This window comes from Elusimicrobiota bacterium (genome assembly GCA_016182905.1).
Classification (GTDB): domain Bacteria; phylum Elusimicrobiota; class Elusimicrobia; order UBA1565; family UBA9628; genus GWA2-66-18.
Genome location: JACPFR010000010.1, coordinates 74,062 through 90,195, shown reverse-complemented (window position 1 = coordinate 90,195; position 16,134 = coordinate 74,062). Strand labels below are relative to the sequence as shown.

15 protein-coding genes are annotated in these 16,134 nt (G+C 70.1%); 11 read left to right on the top strand and 4 right to left on the bottom strand.

Features of this window, described 5'->3' with window-relative positions:
• Nucleotides 1-858 carry an NAD-binding protein gene (locus tag HYV14_04365; protein ID MBI2385230.1) on the bottom strand — a complete coding sequence of 286 codons (858 nt, stop codon included), beginning with the start codon at nucleotides 856-858 and terminating at the stop codon, nucleotides 1-3.
• Nucleotides 859-934: 76 nt separating this feature from the next.
• Here HYV14_04365 and HYV14_04360 point away from each other — a divergent pair, with 76 nt between their 5' ends.
• The 7 genes from HYV14_04360 to HYV14_04330 all read left to right on the top strand — a co-directional run bounded on the left by HYV14_04360 (nucleotide 935) and on the right by HYV14_04330 (nucleotide 8,749).
• On the top strand, nucleotides 935-1,588 hold the full coding sequence (locus HYV14_04360; GenBank protein ID MBI2385229.1) for a TetR/AcrR family transcriptional regulator: 654 nt from the start codon (nucleotides 935-937) through the stop codon (nucleotides 1,586-1,588).
• On the top strand, nucleotides 1,564-2,307 hold the full coding sequence (locus HYV14_04355) for a beta-ketoacyl-ACP reductase (protein MBI2385228.1): 744 nt from the start codon (nucleotides 1,564-1,566) through the stop codon (nucleotides 2,305-2,307). Before HYV14_04360 ends, HYV14_04355 begins: the two co-directional genes overlap by 25 nt.
• 1 nt (nucleotide 2,308) lies before the next feature.
• Nucleotides 2,309-3,607, top strand: a complete 1,299-nt coding sequence (locus HYV14_04350; GenBank protein ID MBI2385227.1) for an acetyl-CoA hydrolase/transferase family protein — start codon at nucleotides 2,309-2,311, stop codon at nucleotides 3,605-3,607.
• On the top strand, nucleotides 3,604-4,632 hold the full coding sequence (locus tag HYV14_04345; GenBank protein ID MBI2385226.1) for a 3-oxoacyl-ACP synthase: 1,029 nt from the start codon (nucleotides 3,604-3,606) through the stop codon (nucleotides 4,630-4,632). Before HYV14_04350 ends, HYV14_04345 begins: the two co-directional genes overlap by 4 nt.
• Before the next feature lie 110 nt (nucleotides 4,633-4,742).
• The gene (locus tag HYV14_04340; protein MBI2385225.1) at nucleotides 4,743-6,179 is read left to right on the top strand and encodes a hypothetical protein; all 1,437 of its coding nucleotides are present in this window, start codon (nucleotides 4,743-4,745) and stop codon (nucleotides 6,177-6,179) included.
• Nucleotides 6,176-7,330 carry a hypothetical protein gene (locus HYV14_04335; GenBank protein MBI2385224.1) on the top strand — a complete coding sequence of 385 codons (1,155 nt, stop codon included), beginning with the start codon at nucleotides 6,176-6,178 and terminating at the stop codon, nucleotides 7,328-7,330. Before HYV14_04340 ends, HYV14_04335 begins: the two co-directional genes overlap by 4 nt.
• Nucleotides 7,331-7,387: 57 nt before the next feature.
• The gene (locus HYV14_04330; GenBank protein ID MBI2385223.1) at nucleotides 7,388-8,749 is read left to right on the top strand and encodes a lysine 2,3-aminomutase; all 1,362 of its coding nucleotides are present in this window, start codon (nucleotides 7,388-7,390) and stop codon (nucleotides 8,747-8,749) included.
• Here HYV14_04330 and HYV14_04325 read toward each other — a convergent pair.
• Nucleotides 8,738-9,193 carry a hypothetical protein gene (locus tag HYV14_04325; protein MBI2385222.1) on the bottom strand — a complete coding sequence of 152 codons (456 nt, stop codon included), beginning with the start codon at nucleotides 9,191-9,193 and terminating at the stop codon, nucleotides 8,738-8,740. The two genes, HYV14_04330 and HYV14_04325, sit on opposite strands and share 12 nt — an antisense overlap.
• Nucleotides 9,194-9,314: 121 nt before the next feature.
• On the opposite strand from HYV14_04325, the gene HYV14_04320 reads away from it, so the two are divergent.
• Genes HYV14_04320 through HYV14_04310 form a run of 3 tightly spaced genes read left to right on the top strand, consistent with a single transcriptional unit; the run spans nucleotide 9,315 to nucleotide 13,494 of the window.
• A complete protein-coding gene (locus HYV14_04320; GenBank protein MBI2385221.1) occupies nucleotides 9,315-11,060 on the top strand; it encodes a trehalose-6-phosphate synthase in 1,746 nt (581 codons plus the stop codon).
• A 17-nt stretch (nucleotides 11,061-11,077) separates the two neighbouring features.
• Nucleotides 11,078-12,007: a tetratricopeptide repeat protein gene (locus HYV14_04315; GenBank protein MBI2385220.1), complete on the top strand. Its 930-nt coding sequence runs from the start codon at nucleotides 11,078-11,080 to the stop codon at nucleotides 12,005-12,007.
• Nucleotides 12,004-13,494: a hypothetical protein gene (locus HYV14_04310; GenBank protein ID MBI2385219.1), complete on the top strand. Its 1,491-nt coding sequence runs from the start codon at nucleotides 12,004-12,006 to the stop codon at nucleotides 13,492-13,494. Before HYV14_04315 ends, HYV14_04310 begins: the two co-directional genes overlap by 4 nt.
• Here the strand turns inward: HYV14_04310 and HYV14_04305 are convergent.
• Nucleotides 13,487-13,885, bottom strand: coding sequence for a response regulator (locus tag HYV14_04305; GenBank protein MBI2385218.1), 399 nt, complete (start codon nucleotides 13,883-13,885; stop codon nucleotides 13,487-13,489). The genes HYV14_04310 and HYV14_04305 overlap by 8 nt on opposite strands.
• Before the next feature lie 60 nt (nucleotides 13,886-13,945).
• Nucleotides 13,946-14,644, bottom strand: a complete 699-nt coding sequence (locus tag HYV14_04300; protein ID MBI2385217.1) for a response regulator transcription factor — start codon at nucleotides 14,642-14,644, stop codon at nucleotides 13,946-13,948.
• 95 nt (nucleotides 14,645-14,739) lie between these two features.
• Between HYV14_04300 and HYV14_04295 the strand changes: the two genes are divergently transcribed.
• The gene (locus HYV14_04295; GenBank protein MBI2385216.1) at nucleotides 14,740-16,128 is read left to right on the top strand and encodes a PAS domain-containing protein; all 1,389 of its coding nucleotides are present in this window, start codon (nucleotides 14,740-14,742) and stop codon (nucleotides 16,126-16,128) included.
• Nucleotides 16,129-16,134 lie beyond the last annotated feature (6 nt).

Below are 16,134 nucleotides of genomic sequence, written 5' to 3'. Positions count from 1 at the left end.
TTATTTTTTCGGGTACTCGTAGAAGCCGGCGCCCGACTTGACGCCCAGCCTGCCTTCCGCGACCATCCTGCGCAGCAGGCCGGCCGGCTTGTACTTCACGCCGCCGAAGCCCTTGTCGAGGACCTCCATGATGGCCAGGCACACGTCGAGGCCGATGTAGTCGGCGAGCGCGATGGGCCCCATCGGGTGCGCCATGCCGAGCTTCATGATGGTGTCGATGTCCTCCTTCGTCGAGACGCCTTCCTCGAGGCACAGGATCGCCTCGTTGATCATGGGCATGAGGACGCGGTTCGAGACGAAGCCCGGGAAATCGTTGGCGACGGCCGGGATCTTCCCCAAGGCGGCGGTCAGCGCCTTCGTCGCCTCGGTCGCCGCGTCCGAGGTCCTCTTGCCGCGGATGATCTCGACGAGCTTCATGACCGGGACCGGATTCATGAAGTGCATGCCGATGACGCGCGACGGGTCTTTTAAGGAAGCGGCGATGTCGGTGATGGGCAAGGACGAGGTGTTCGTCGCGAGGATCGCGCCGGGCGCGCCGTGGGCCTCGAGTTCCTTGAACACCGCGGTCTTGACGTCGAGGCGCTCCGGGACGGCCTCGACCGCGAACTGGAAGCCGGCCGCCTCCGCGATGGAGGTCGCGGTCTTCAGACGCGCCAGGGCCGCGTCCTTGTCGGCGGCCGTCATGCCGCCCTTGGCGACCTGGCGGTCCATGTTCTTCGAGATCGTCGCCACGGCCTTGTCCGCGAGCTCCTTCTTCGCCTCGACGAGGGTGACGTGATAGCCTTTCGAGGCGAAGACGTGGGCGATGCCGTTGCCCATCGTGCCGCCGCCGACGACGCAGACGCGGGTGATGTCCATGGGCCGAGTCTATCACATCTCACCCGCGGTCCAAAATAGACGCCGCGCCCGCGCCGGAGCGTGGTATACTGAGAACATGAACGATCGTTCATTCACCCGCGGCGGAGAGTCCGGCAACCGGGCCGCCATCCTCAAGGCCGCCGCGGCGCTCTTCCGGCGCCAGGGCTTCCACGGGACGTCCATCCGCGAGATCGCCGAGAAGGCCGGCGTCAGCCTGGGCAACATCTACAACCACTTCCCCACCAAGGAGCAGCTCTTCGCCACGCTCCTGAAGGAATACGAGCGGGAGTACTTCTCCCCCGAGCAGCCGCTCGCCCGCGTCCTCTCCGAGATCCCCTTTCCCGAGAACATCGAGGCGATGGGCCGGGCGAGCCGCGCGACCGTGGAGAACTTCGCCGACTACATGCGGCTGATCTACGTGGACATGGTCGAGTTCGACGCCCGGCACATCCGCAGGATCTTCCTGGCCATGCGCGAGCGCTACCGGAATATCCAGGCGAAGACCGGGACCGCCGTCGCCTCGGACGTGGACCCCGTCGCCGCGATGATGATGGTGTCCTTCGGCTTCTCGAACTTCTTCATCATGGAGAAGCTCTTCAGGGTGACGGGGCATTACGGCATGTCCGAGGATTCCGCCATACGGCTCTTCGCCCGGATCTACCGCCGCGGCGTGTCGCCGGAGACGCAACCGACAAGGAGGCTCAATTGCAAGTCAAAGACAAGGTCGTGATGATCACCGGAGCGGCGCGCGGGATCGGCAAGAACGCGGCCAGGATGTTCCTCGCCAACGGCGCCAAGGTCGCCGTCTGCGACGTCAACGAGGCCCAGCTCGCGGACGCGGGCCGGGAACTCGACCCGACCGGCGCCCTGCCGCTGCTGACCGTCGCCGCGAACGTCGCGGACCGGGCCTCCATGGACAAGGCGGTCAGGACGGTGACCGAGAAGTGGGGCCGGGTGGACGTGCTCATCAACAACGCGGGCATCACGCGGGACTCGCTCCTGGCCAAGATGTCGGAGGCCGACTTCGACAGCGTCATCGGCGTCAACCTCAAGGGCGTGTTCAACTGCACCCAGGCCGTCCTGCCGGTGATGTCGTCCCAGCGCAAGGGCGCCATCATCAACACCAGCTCCATCGTGGGCGTCTACGGCAACGTGGGGCAGACCAACTACGCGGCCGCCAAGTCCGGCGTGATCGGGATGACCAAGACGTGGGCCAAGGAGCTCGGCCGCAAGGGGATCACGGTCAACGCGGTGGCCCCGGGGTTCACCATGACCGACATGCTCGCCACGGTCCCGGAGAAGATCTTGGACGCGATCAAGGAGAAGACCCCCTTGCAGCGCCTGGGCACCCAGGACGACATCGGCAACGCCTACCTGTTCCTGGCTTCCGACGCGGCGGCCTTCGTCACCGGCCAGGTGCTCGGGGTGGACGGCGGCCTGGTCATCTGAGATGGCCGACCCTTACCTCGGCAAGCTCGTCTCCATCGAGGAGGCCGTCTCCCGGATCAAGTCCGGCGACGACGTGATCGTCGCCCAGTGCGCCTCGGAGCCGCAGGGCTGCATGGCCCGGTTCCACACGCTCACGGACCGAGAGGACGTCCGCGTCTTCGCGGTCCTGACCCTGAAGCCGTATCCCTTCTTCATGGACCCGGCGATGAAGGGGCGCTTCGAGCTGTGCTCCTGGTTCCACTCGCACGGCGCGCGCCAGGCGATGAAGGCGGGGACGGGCACGGTCACCTACGTGCCCAACATGCTCCATCGCGCGGCCCTGGACCGCATCTACGCGCACAAGCCGGACGTCTTCTTCGGGACCTGCACGCCGCCGGACCGCCACGGGTTCGTTTCGCTCTCGCTGGGCGTGACCTACGAGAAGGACGTCATCGACGCGGCCGGGACCGTCGTCCTGGAGGTCAACCCGAACCTGCCGCGCACCTTCGGCGACACCATGATGCACGTGCGCGACGTCGACCTCTTCGTCGAGCACGCGCAGGACGTGCCCACGCTCCCCGTCCTCCCCTCGGGGCCGGTGGACCAGGCGATCGGCGCGCACTTCGCCGAGCTGGTGCCGGACGGGGCCACCCTCCAGCTCGGCATCGGCGGCATCCCCAACGCCGCGGCGATGGCCCTCAAGGGCAAGAAGGACCTCGGCGTGCACACGGAGATGCTGGTGGATTCCGTCATGGAGCTCTACGAACTCGGCGTCATCACCAACCGCCGCAAGACCCTGCTCAAGGACAAGTTCGTCGCCACCTTCGCGATGGGCTCGCGAAAGCTCTACGACTGGCTCGACGACAACCCGACCGTGGAGCTGCGGCGCGGCTCCTGGGTCAACGACCCCGCCATCATCCGGCGCAACTCGAAGATGGTCTCCCTCAACACCGCGCTGATGGTGGACTTCACCGGCCAGGTGGCCAGCGAGTCCATCGGCACGGCGCAGTACTCGGGGACCGGCGGCCAGACGGACACCGCGGTCGGCGCCAAGGAGGCCTTCGACGGCGAGGGCAAGTCCGTCATCGCCACGGCGTCCACGGCCCGGAACGGGACCTTGAGCTGCATCGTGCCGACCTTGCCCGAGGGGGCGGCCGTGACCTTGCACCGCGCCAACTGCGACCACGTGGTCACGGAGTTCGGCATCGCCTACATGCGCGGCCGCACGGTCCGGGAGCGGACCCGCAACCTCATCGCCGTGGCGCATCCGGACTTCCGCGGCGACCTCACGGCTCAGGCCAGGAAGCTCGGCTACATATGAAGACTCAGGCACGCGTCGGCATCGCGGCATACGGATTGTACATCCCCGAGACGCGCATGACCGCCGCGCAGGTGGCGGCCGCGACCAACGGCGCGTGGACCGAGGCGGCGGTCAAGGACAAGCTGGGGTTCGACCGCAAGCCGATCCCCGGGCCGGACGACGGGACGCAGGAGATGGGCGTGAAGGCGGGCCTCGACTGCCTGAAGCGCTTCGATTACGACGCCGCGAAGATCGACGTCGTCCTCTGCACCGGCGAGGAGTGGAAGGAGTACCCGCTGACGACCTCGGGGATATACATCCAGGAGAAGATCGGAGCGAAGAACGCCTGGGCCCTGGACCTCCAGCAGCGCTGCTGCAGCCAGGTCTCCGCGATGAAGATGGCCAAGGACATGCTCCTCGCCGACGACGAGGTCCGCTCGGTCATGATCGTCGGCGGCTACCGGAACGGGGACTTCGTCGATTACGCCAACCCCCGTATGTCCATGATGTACAACCTCGGGGCCGGCGCCTGCGCGATGATCCTGGAGAAGGACGCCGACCGCAACCTCCTGCTCGGCTCCCACCTCATGTCCGACGGCAGCCTGGCCCGCGACGTCGGCGTGCGCGTCGGCGGCACGGCGGCGCCGATCACCCGCGAGAACCTCGACGGCGCGTACCGCTCCCTCGACCTCATGGACGCCGCGCACATGAAGGACCGCTTGAACCTCGTCTCGCTGCCCAACTGGTACGCCTGCATCGACAAGGCCCTCGCGAAATCAAGGTTGACGCGCCAGGACATCGGCTACGTGGCCGTGCTGCACTTCAAGCAGTCGATGCACAAGGCCCTCCTGGCCGAACTCGGGCTGAGCGAGGACCGCAGCACCTACCTGCGCGATTACGGGCACCTGGGCCAGATCGATCAGGTGCTCTCGCTGGACCTCGGCCTCAAGTCGGGGAAGATCAAGGACGGCACGGTCGTCGTCATGACCGCCGCCGGGATAGGCTACTCATGGGCCGCCAACGTCGTGAGATGGGGCCCGGCGTAGACGTCGAGGAGAGAGACATGAACCACCCGAAACGGACTGGGCCCATTGCCGGACTCTCGCGGACCGTTCGGCCCAGGGGAATACCGGCGCCTCGCCTTAAAATAATGGTGATGAACGCTCTCCTTCTCTCCATCGCGATGGGGTTCGCGTCCCCGGCTCGCGCCGGCGTCGTCGCCGCCCCGAGGCTGACCGGGTCGCTCGCCCCCGGCGGCGTCCCCGCGATCGCGGCCGGCGTGTCCGCTCCCGCCCTCTCGCCCGCGGCGCTGTCCGCCCCCCTCTCCTTGTCGGCGCCCGTGATCTCGGACGCTCCACGCCTCATGCTGCCGACCGCCATCCCCGCGCTGCCCGCTCCGCCAGTGATCGCGGCGTCGGGCCTGGCGAGCGTCGCCGGCCCGTCCGCCAAGGCGGAGGCCCGGTCGAAATCGCTCGACGACTCCGCCGCGGAGGCCAAGGCGCTGTTCGACGGCGGCCGCGCCGCCGCTCCGGGCGAGGGCTGGACGCTCGGCTCCTTCGAGGGCGACGGCGGAGCCCCGATCCACTACAAGTCCCGGGAAGGGACCGGCGGCACGCCGTCGCGCGTGTACGCCGGCGGCCTCGCCCTGACGGAGAGCTTCGAGCCCCTGTTCGCGCGAGCCCAGAAGCCCGCCGGCGACGAGCTTTTCGTGTGGACCCGCGGCCACGCGCCCTCCGCGTGGCTCATGACGAAGAGCCCCCTCGACGCCGACGCCCGCGACCTCGCGCGCGCGGTCCTCATCGCGGCGAAAAACTCTCCCGGCGGGAAGGTCGAGCTCGCCCTCCATTCCTTCGGCACGCTCGTCTTCCAGCGCATGACCCAGCTCCACGCCGAGCCCGCCGTCGCCGCGGCGCTCAAGGCGCTGTCCGGCTCCAGCGTCTTCCTGCTGCACGCGACGACGCACTTCGAAGGCAGCGAGAAGAAGGCCGGGCCGGACTTCGAGCGCATGGGCCAGGCCACGCGCGCGGTCGTGGACTGGCTCAACGCCGGCGACGCGACCGCCGACCTCTGGGAGCAGACGGCCCGCATGAACCCCTTCCTCGGGCCGGCCATCGCCGCCTGGCTCGAGACCTGGCGCTTCCAGCGCGGCCAGGTCATCGCGCTCGCCGCGAAGGACGCCGCCGGCATGATGCTGGCCGACCTCAAGGACCCGTGGGACAAGGCCTACGACCACATCCGCAAGGCGTTCATCAAGGACCTCAAGAACGACGCCAAGGACGCGGGCTGGCAGGAGGCGATGCTGCGCCGCTCGAGCGACATGTTCCGCCTCGAGTTTTCGCCCGAGGACGCGGCCCGCATCCGGACGCTCGGGATCCGCCTCGAGCTCATCCACGCGGACGACGACAAGCTCCTGAACTGGGAGAGCGCCAAGGTCCTCTTCGAGCGCCTCGGCATCGAGGCCCCCGAGAAGGCACCGCCCTCGGGCACCGTGCTGACCGACAAGACCGGCCGGTTCCGCGCCCGCATCGTCGCCGGCGATCACTACTGGCCGCTCAAGAAGCGCGACGAGCTGGCCAAGATCCTCAAGCCGTGAGCGTCCCCCGCGCCTTCGCCTTCCGCGTCGACCTGCCCCGCGAGCCGGGGATCGTCGAATACGAGCTGCCGGACCTGACCACCGCGCCTCAGCGCGCGGCCGGCACCCTCTCCGCCGACGCCGTCAACGTGGCCCCGCCGAGGGACCGCTGGACGCCGCTGGCCGCGGCCGTCCCGGGCACGCTCGTCGCCGGCGCGCTGCCGCCCGACCATCGCGCGCGCTTCCTCCTGCGCGTGCCGCGCGCCTGGAACGGCAAGCTCGTCGTCGCCGCGTCCGCCGGGCTCACGGACGAGACCTGCTACGACCTGTATTTCTCCGACTTCCTCCTCGCCCGCGGCTACGCCTTCGCCGCGACGGACAAGGGCGTGCGCCGCGCCGTGATCGACGGCGACACCATGGTCATGGCGATGACCCCCGAGAGCTCCGTGCTCCGCTGGGCCGAGCGTCTCGAGACCTTGGCCGCGACCGCGCGGGAGCGTCTTCTGCGCCTGCGCGGGTCGGCGCCGAGCAAGGTCTACGCGGTCGGCCTGTCCAACGGAGGCTTCCTCGCGCGCCGCGCCGCCGAGCTCGGCTTCGTCGACGGCGCGGTGGACGTCTCCGGCGTGCTGTGGCGGGCCGGCCAGGGGAACATCCTCCGCGAGCTGCCCGCGCTGCTGCGCGCCGTCTCCCGGGACCCCTGGGACCAGGAGGCGATCGCCCGCGCGGGCTTCCCGCGCGTCGACGCGAAATGGAAGCCCCTCGCCGACCTCTACAAGCTCGCGTTCTGGGAGTCGTCGCTCGCGTTCTTCCTGAGCGACCTCGACCCGTCGTACGCGGGCGCCCCCGCCGACTACGACCTCGATTCGCGCCCGGAGGCCCTGGCCGCCGTCCGCTCCTTCGAGAACACCGGAGACCTCAAGGCCCCCCTGATCTCCATCGCGGGGCGCCGCGACTACCTGATCCCCTGCGCGGGCCACGCCGAGGCCTACCGCGAGTTCGTACGCTCCAAGGGGCGGATCGAGCGCCACCGCCTCGTCGTCGTCGACGACGCCGCGCACATCGACGCGAACGCCGGCGCCTTCTCGTTCGCGGAACCCCTCATGCCCCGCGCCCACGCCGCCTTCGACGAGCTCGTCGCCTGGGTCGAAACGAAGACTCCCCAACCGGCTTAATCCCTCTGGCGCCGACGGGGCAGGCGCCGGATTTGGCTGAGTTTGCTAGAATGAACTATGGCCAAGAAAGTCAAAGCCGACGCGTCGCGACAGCCGTTCCAGTACCCGTTGAAGAGGGAGTTCCGGGAACCGGATTGGACGCGCCTGCCCCGGTATAAGGGCGTCACCAAGGAGCAGTGGGAGTCGGCGTTGTGGCAGCGCCAGCACTCGGCCAAGAACCTCAAGGATCTGAAGGACGTGTTCGGCTCTTTCCTCTCGGACGAGCTCGCCGAGGAGATCGTCAAGGACCAGAACGAGAAGGCGACGATGTCGCTTCTGATCCCTCCTCAGATGCTCAACACGATGAACGAGGCCGACCTGCGCAACGACCCGGTCCGCCGCTACATGATCCCGATCGTGTCCGACCGGCATCCGGAGTGGCCGAACCACCCCAAGGCGAGCCGCGACAGCCTGCACGAGTCGGAGATGTGGGCCACCGAGGGCCTCACGCACCGCTACCCCACCAAGGTGCTCGCCGAGATGATCGCGACCTGCCCGCAGTACTGCGGCCACTGCACGCGCATGGACCTCGTCGGGAACTCCGTGCCGCAGGTGACCAAGCACAAGTTCGAGGGCCTGCCCAAGGACCGCTACGGCGCGATGCTCGAGTACCTGCGCAAGACGCCGTCCGTGCGCGACGTGGTCGTCTCCGGCGGCGACATCGCCAACGTGCCGATCGCCCAGCTCGAGACTTTCCTGATGGAGCTGATGGACATCCCCAACATCAAGGATATCCGTCTGGCCACCAAAGGTCTTCAAGGCCTGCCCCAGCACTTCCTGCAGGACGAGGTCCTGAGAGCGCTCGAGCGCATCTCCAAGCGCGCATGGGACCGGGGCATCGACATCGCGGTGCACACCCACGTCAACCACGCCCAGCAGGTGACGCCGCTCGTCGGCAAGGCCGTGCGCAAGCTCCTCGAGATGGGGTTCAGGGACGTGCGCAACCAAGGCGTCCTGCTGCGGGGAGTGAACACCACTCAAAAAGACCTCCTCGAGCTGTGCTTCATGCTGCTCGACCACGCGAAGATCATGCCGTACTACTTCTATATGGCCGACATGATCCCGAACTCCGAGCACTGGCGCCTGTCCATCGCCGAGGGCCAGAAGCTGCAGCACGACATCATGGGCTACCTGCCCGGCTTCGCGACGCCGCGCGTGACCGTGGACGTGCCGTACGTCGGCAAGCGCTGGATCCATCAGCTCGCCGACTACGACAAGGTCAAGGGCATCTCCTACTGGACGAAGTCCTACCGGACCGGCATCGAGGCCGACGACGCGGACGCGCTGACGCGGCGCTACGAGTACCTGGACCCCGTGTACACCTTGCCCGCCGAGGGCCAGGAGTACTGGCGGAAGGAAGCCGCGGCCTTAGCGCGCTGAGCCGAGGTAGAACCTCACGCCGATCCCGCCGTCGGCGTCGACGCCGCCCGACGGCGTCATGCGGAACACCGGGCCGGCCTCGACGAAGAACTCGATCGGCTGGCGCGTGATGCGCCAGGTCAGGCCCGCGATCGTGCGCACGCCGAACTCCGCGTCGCGGCGGGTCTCGATGCGCGGGCCGGCGCCGGCGTACACGCCGAGCTTGCCTTCCTCGGGCTGGGGCAGCAGGTTCCACATGTGGTACAGGACGTCGCCCCACATCACGGTGTCGCCGCTGAAGCCGACGCCGAGGTCCAGGGCGTAGTCGTCGTCGAGCCACAGCTTGGCCGTGCCGCCGATCGGGTCGCCGGCGATGATGCCGAAGCCGGCTTCCTTCACGGGAGGCTGCGCCGAGGCGGGGACGGCCGCGAAGGCCAAGGTCAACGCGATCAGGATGTTCTTCATATCGCCTCCGGTCGAGCTCCGAGATTATAGCCCCGACTCGAAAAGACGGCCATCAAATGATCCCTAAATCAGGTCTCGGCCTCTTGTCCGGAGCGCCGCCCCGGAGTTAAACTGAGGCGTGATGAACGACCTCCAGCCGATACTGCTGGCCGCGGCGGCCCTGCTCGGGACCGTCCTGGCCTCGCGCCTCATCATGCGCAGGCAGGTGCGTCGCCTCGCGGAATGGCTGAGGCTCTCCCGGACCGGGGAGCCGCCCCCCCCGCCCCGGACGCGGGCCGGGGCGCTGATGAACCCCCTGATCCAGGAGGCCGAGGCGCTGGCCAAGGATCTGGCCAAGGCGCAGGAGAGCGCCGTGCAGGAGGCGCGGCTGCGGTCCCAGGCCGACGCGCTCTGGACGGCGGAGCGCCTGCGCGGGGACGTCCACGCGAAGCTCGCCGGCCGCCCCCTCGTCGTCGTGGCCAACCGCGAGCCGTACCGCCACACGCGCAGCGGGTCGAAGATCGAGGTCGTCATGCCCGCCAGCGGCCTGGTGACGGGGCTCGAACCGCTCCTGCGCGCCTGCGGCGGGACCTGGATCGCCCACGGGGACGGCGACGCCGACCGCGAGACGGCGGACGAGCGCGGCCGCCTGAAGGTGCCTCCGGACAACCCGCAGTACGCGCTGCGCCGCGTGTGGCTCGGCGCCGACGAGGAGAAAGGCTATTACTCCGGCTTCGCCAACGAGGGGCTGTGGCCGCTGTGCCACATCGCGCACACCCGTCCGGTGTTCCGGCCGGACGATTGGAAGTACTACCGCCAGGTCAACGAGAAGTTCGCCGAGGCCGTGTTCGAGGAGATCGAGGGGCAGAGCGAGCCGTGCGTCCTCGTGCAGGACTACCACTTCACCTTGCTGCCGCGGATGATCAAGGAGCGCCGGCCGGACGCGCGCGTCGCGCTGTTCTGGCACATCCCCTGGCCCAACCCCGAAGCCTTCGGCATCTGCCCCTGGCAGCAGGAGCTCCTCGACGGCCTGCTCGGAGCGGACCTCATCGGCTTCCACACGCAGGACCACTGCAACAACTTCCTCGACACCGTGGACCGCGTCCTCGAGTCGCGGGTCGACCGGGCCCGGTTCGCGGTCAAGCGCGCCGGGCACGAGACCTTGATCAAGCCTTTCCCCATCAGCGTGGCCTTCCCGGAGACCCCGGCCAAAGAGCCGGCCGCCGCGGCCCGCGCCGCGAGGGAGAGCGTGCTGCGCGCGGCCGGACGCAAGGACGAGTTCGTCGCCGTCGGCGTCGACCGGCTCGACTACACCAAGGGCATCCTCGAGCGCTTCCGCGGCGCGGAACGGCTGCTCGAGCTCTATCCCGAGTACCAGGGACGGTTCGTCCTCTTCCAGATCGGCGCGCCGAGCCGCATGGCGCTGGCGGGCTACCGGGATTTCGAGGCGGCCGTGGCGGCGGAGGCCGCCCGCATCAACGCGCGCTTCAAGGGACCGCCGCCGATCGTCGTGCTCTCCCGCCACCACAGCCATGACGAGCTGAAGCCCTACTACCTGGCCGCCGACGCCTGCCTGGTGACGTCCCTGCACGACGGCATGAACCTCGTGGCCAAGGAGTTCGTCGCCGCGCGGGAGGACGAGCGCGGGGTGCTGATCCTGAGCCGCTTCGCCGGCGCCGCGCGGGCGCTGCGCGACGCCCTGATCGTCAACCCCTACGACGCCGACGCCGTCGCCGAGGCGCTCAAGACGGCGCTCACGATGCGGCCGGACGATCAGGCCCTGCGCATGGTCCGGCTGCGCCGCGAGGTCCGGGAGAACAACATCTACCGCTGGTCGGCCAACCTGATCACGGAGCTCGCGGCCGTGCGCCTCCCGGCGGGCGTTTGAAATCGCTATCATGAGGCGTGCGCCGCGAACTGACCTTGTCCTTGTGCATTCTGTTGAGCGCCTGCGCCGGCGGCGCCGAATGGCGCCGTGACCAGGAGCTGGGCGGCCGCGCCCTGAGCCGCGGGCGCCTGTCGGAGGCCGAGCCCGCGCTGAGCGCGGCACTCGCCCGGGCGGAGACCTTCGGCCCGGAGGACCCGCGGCTGGCCGCCTCGCTGAACTCCCTCGGGGACCTGCGCATGGCCCAGGGGGCGCCGGCGAAGGCCGAGAAGCTCTACCGCCGCGCGCTGACCGTCATGGAGAAGCGCTACGGCCCCGATTCGCCGCAGACCGCCGCCGCGGTCGCCTACCTCGCCGAGGCCTGCGCCGCCGCCGGCAAGGACGTCGACGCGGCGAGGTTCCTGCACCGGGCCCTTGCCTCCGCCGAGAAGGACCCCAAGCGCCACGCCGAGGCCGCCGCGCGGCTCGCCGAATTGGCCGGGCTCCAGCGCTCACGCGGCCGCGACGACGAGGCGGCGGCGGCGTACCGGCGGGCGCTCGCCGTCACGGAGAAGGCGATCGGCCCGGAGAACCGCTTCACGGCCGACCGCCTCACGGACCTGGCCCTGTTCCATCACGCGCGGGGAGACTTCGCCGAAGCCGACGGGTACTATCAGCGCGCGCTCACCGTCAAGGAGAAGGTCCTCGGCCCCGGGCATCCGGAGACCGAGGCCGCCTTGAACGACCTCGCGCTGTTCCTCGAGGCGCAGGACAAGCTCGACGAGGCCGAGGCGGCCTACGCCCGCGCCCTCGCCCAGCTCGAGCGCGCGCACGGCAAGAGCAGCCCCCGCCTCGCGGCGACCTTGGGACATTACGCGCACCTGCTGCGCCGGCGCGGCCGCGCCGCCCAGGCCGCGGCGCTGGAGGCGCGCGCGCGCGCCCTGCTCCCGCGCGCGAAGGCGCGCCCGTGAAGACCCCGAACCTGCGCACCCAGCTCGTCCTCGCCTCGGGCCTGGTCTGGCTGTATTCGCTCGGCGTCGGCGCGTCGTACTGGCGGCAGAGCCGGGCCCACGGGAGGCTCGAGGCGGCGTTCCATCAGGGGCTCGCGGTGCTCTCGTCCTTGCCCCGCCTGCGCGACGAGCTGCGCCGGGTCGACCAGAGCGGGGACCAGTACCTGCTGTCCGGCCTGCCCGCGTGGCTCGAGCGCCGGGAGGAATCCCTCGACCGCGTGCGCGCGGCCCTGCGCGAGCTCGAGGAGTCCGTCTCCGATCCCCGCGACCGGGCCACGATCGCCGAGGCGGACCGGCGTCTGACCGCCTACCTCGCCGAGCGCAGCCCGTGGATCTCCCGCCGCCGCGCCGGCCGGCTCTCGCCCTCCGACGCCTCGCGGGCGACGAGGCGCGCCCGCGAGCTCGACGCCGTCGCCGAGCCGCTCAACGAGCTCAAGAACGTCAACGTCGCCGACCTCCGGGCGCGGCGGCTCGAGACCGAGGAGGCCTCGCGCTCCGCGCTGCGCCTCATCCTCCTCGCCGGCGCGTCCGCCGCGGCCTTCGTCGCCTTCATGCTCTCCCGCGCCCTGATCGGGCCCGTCGCGACCTTGCGCGAGAACGCGCGCAAGTGGACGCTCGGCAAGCCCTGGGACTTCCCGCCGCCGCGCGGCGCCGGCCCCGAGGTCCGCGACCTCCACGAGACGATGGGCGAGATGGCGACGCGCCTCAACGCGCAGTTCGAGCGCGAGGCCGAGCTCGGGAAGCTCAAAGGCAGCCTCGTCTCGATGGCCAGCCACGAGTTCAACAACGCGCTCAGCGTGCTGGGGACCACCGTCAACCTCCTGAAGCAGACGGAGGAGGCCAAGCCCGCGGGACGGCGCGCCGATTACTATCTTATCGTCGAGACCAACCTCAGGTCGCTGTCGCTGGCCACGCGAAACCTCCTCGACCTCGGCCTGCTCGAATCGGGCCGCTTCGCGGTCCGTCCCCACCGGGCCGACCTCGGCCTCGTGCTGTCCGCCGCCGCCAAGGCGCTGCAGCCGCTGCACGAGCGCAAGGGGCTGCGCTTCACGCTCGACATACCCGAGGGGACGCCCCCCGCCAAGGCCGACCCCGAGGCCCTGGTGATGGTCGCGACGAACCTCGTCGGCAACGCCGTCAAGTACGCGCCCGAGGGCGGGAGCGTCGACGCCGGCGTGTCGGTCGAGCCGGACGGCCGCCTGCGGGTCTACGTCGCCGACGACGGCATCGGCGTCGCGCCGGAGGACCGGGAGGCGATCCTGACCGGCCACCGCACCGAGCAGGGACGCCAGGCCGCGCCCGGCTTCGGCGTGGGCCTCGTGCTCGTCAAGAAGATCCTCGACGCCCACGGCGCGAAGCTCGAGATCGAAGGGGCTCCCGGGAAAGGCTCGCGCTTCTCCTTCCTCTTGCCCCCCTGGACCGGGCCCGGCGAGGACCTGTTTACTTGAGCGAGCCGGCGCCGGAGAGCGCCTCCGCCAGCGCCTCCAGCAGGCGCCGCCGGTCGATCGTCTTGTTGAGGAAGCGCGTGCCTCCCGCCTTCAGATGGCGGCGGTAGTCCGCGCCCGAGCTCGAGGCGGTCAGGAAGATGATCGGCGTGTCGGCGAAGTGCGGGTCGGCGCGCAGGTCGCGGCACAGCTCGAAGCCGCCCTGCTCCGGCATGTTGATGTCGAGCAGGATCAGGTCCGGGTCGATCGCGGCGACCTGCTTGACGGTCCACTCGCTGCCGTACAGCGCCGTCACGCGGTAGAGCGGGCTCAGGGAGCGCTCCATCGTCGTGAGGAAGTCGGATTCATCGTCGACGATGACGATCTTCGGACGGTCGTCGGTCTTGTTGTCCATCACACTGATAGGGTAGCCCCGCGGCGCGCGGGGAGGCCACCAAATTTCCGCCAAATTCCTCTAGGCCTCGAAGCGGTAGCCGAGGCCGGGGACGGCGACGATGCGAGCGCCGATCCTCGCGCCGATCTTGCGGCGCAAAGTGGAGACGTGCACCCCGATCGTGTGCGGATCGGAATAATCCGCGGGGTCGTACCCCCAGACGGTCTCTAAGAGGAAAGGCACCGAGACCACGGTCCCCGCCTTGCGCAGCAGGGCCGTGAGGAGGTCGAACTCCTTGCGCGTCAGGCGCACCCGCTTGCCCGAGACCGTCACCGTGCGCGCGAGCACGTCGAGGACCAGGCCGTGGGCCTTGAGGCGGTCGCCGAGCTCCTCCGGAGCCGCGTAGCGGCGCAGCACGGCCGCGACCTTGGCGAGCATCAGGGCCGGCGCCACGGGCTTGGGCAGGTAGTCGTCGGCGCCCTGGTCGAGGCCGTCCGCCTGGTCCGCCGCGCCCTTGTGGACGCCCGACATCAGCACGACGGGGACGCGCGCGGTGACCTTGTCGGCGCGGAGCTTCGCGAGCAGGGAAAGCCCTCCTCCGCCCGGCATGGACACGTCCGAGAGCACGAGGTCGGGGAGGTCCGCGACGGCGGCGGCGAACGCCTCTCGCCCGCCCGCGGCGCGCTCGACCTCGTAGCCTTCCGTCGCGAGGACGTCGCCGTATACCCGGCGCATGTCGGCGTTGTCATCGACGAGCAGGATCCGGCCTTTGGAGGACATGCGCGTATTATACGGAGCGCTGACGCCGCTGACAATGCCCGCATTGTAACCATGGGACGCCGCCTCTAAACTGAGAAGAAGGACGCGGAGGCCGAATGGACGATCTGACTTCGGACCCGATGTCGCGCGTGATCTTGACGGTGGCCGCGGCGGGAGCGGCGGCCTACGCATCGGCCCGCTTCGGGCTCGGGCTTCCGTTCGCGAGCCTGGTCCTCTCCGCCGGGGCGGTCCTGACGGCCCTCCGCCTTCGCGCCCTGCTCGCCGAGAAGGACGCGGCCCGGGCGGCGCTGGAGCGGCGCGTGTCGGCGCAGGACGACGACCTCTGGACCGCGAACGCCCACCTGAGGGTGGCGGCCCTCGGCCGCCGCGAGGACGGGCGCCGCATACAGCTCTACCGCCGCATCTTCGCGGAGGTCCCGGTCGGCCTCGCCGTCCTGCGCGTCGACGACCCGGGCGAGCCCGACGGCTGGCTCATCGTCGAGCTCAACCCCTCGGGCCTGCGCCTGGCCGGGGCCGCGGCCGAGGACCCGGCGGGGACGCGCCTGCTCGATTTCGCCCCGGACCTCCGCGGCGGCGAGCTGACGCGGGCCTGCGCGGAGGCGCTGAGGCTCAACCGGTCCGTCGGACTCCCGGACTTCTCCAGCGCCCGGGTGCCCGGCGCCCGCTTCGCGATCAACGTCTTCTCCCTGGGCGCGCCCTTCGTCGGCGTGGCCTTCGAGAACGTCACCGCCCGCAAGGCAGCGGAGGAGGCCCTCGCCCGCTCCAACGCCGAGCTCACCCAGTTCGCCTACGTCGCCTCCCACGACCTGCAGGCGCCGCTGCGCAAGATCGCGGCCTTCTCCGAACAGCTCGCGCTGCGCCTCGCCGCGCAGCGGGACGCGACGGTCCAGGATTATCTCGCCCGCATCGGGCGCTCGGTCGCGGGGATGCAGGACCTCATCGAGGGCCTTCTGGAGCTCGCCCGGGTCGACGCGAACACGGAGGAGCTCCGCGAGGTGCGCCTCGCGGACGTCGCCGACGAGGTGCTCGAGGATCTCAAGGAGACGATCGACGGCCTCGGCGCGACGGTCGAACGCGGCGACCTGCCCGTCGTCATGGGAGACCCCGGCCAGCTCCGCCGCCTGCTGCACAACCTCGTCGGCAACGCCCTCAAGTTCGCGGCGCGGGGACGCGCCCCCCGCGTCCGCCTGCGCGGCGGCCCGCGCGACGCGGGCCTGCGCGAGCTCGTCGTCGAGGACGACGGCGTGGGCTTCGACATGGCGTTCGCCGGCCGGCTCTTCCAGCCGTTCCAGCGGCTGCACAGCCGCAGGGATTTCCCGGGAAGCGGGATGGGGCTCGCGATCTGCCGGAAGATCGCCGAGCGCCACGGCGGGGCGATCTCGGTCCAGAGCGCCCCCGAGCGCGGCACGCGCGTCACCGTCGTCTTCCCGGCCGTCCGGGCCGCCGGTCCGGAGCCGGCGCCGCGGGAGAAGGTCTTCATCTGAGGGAGA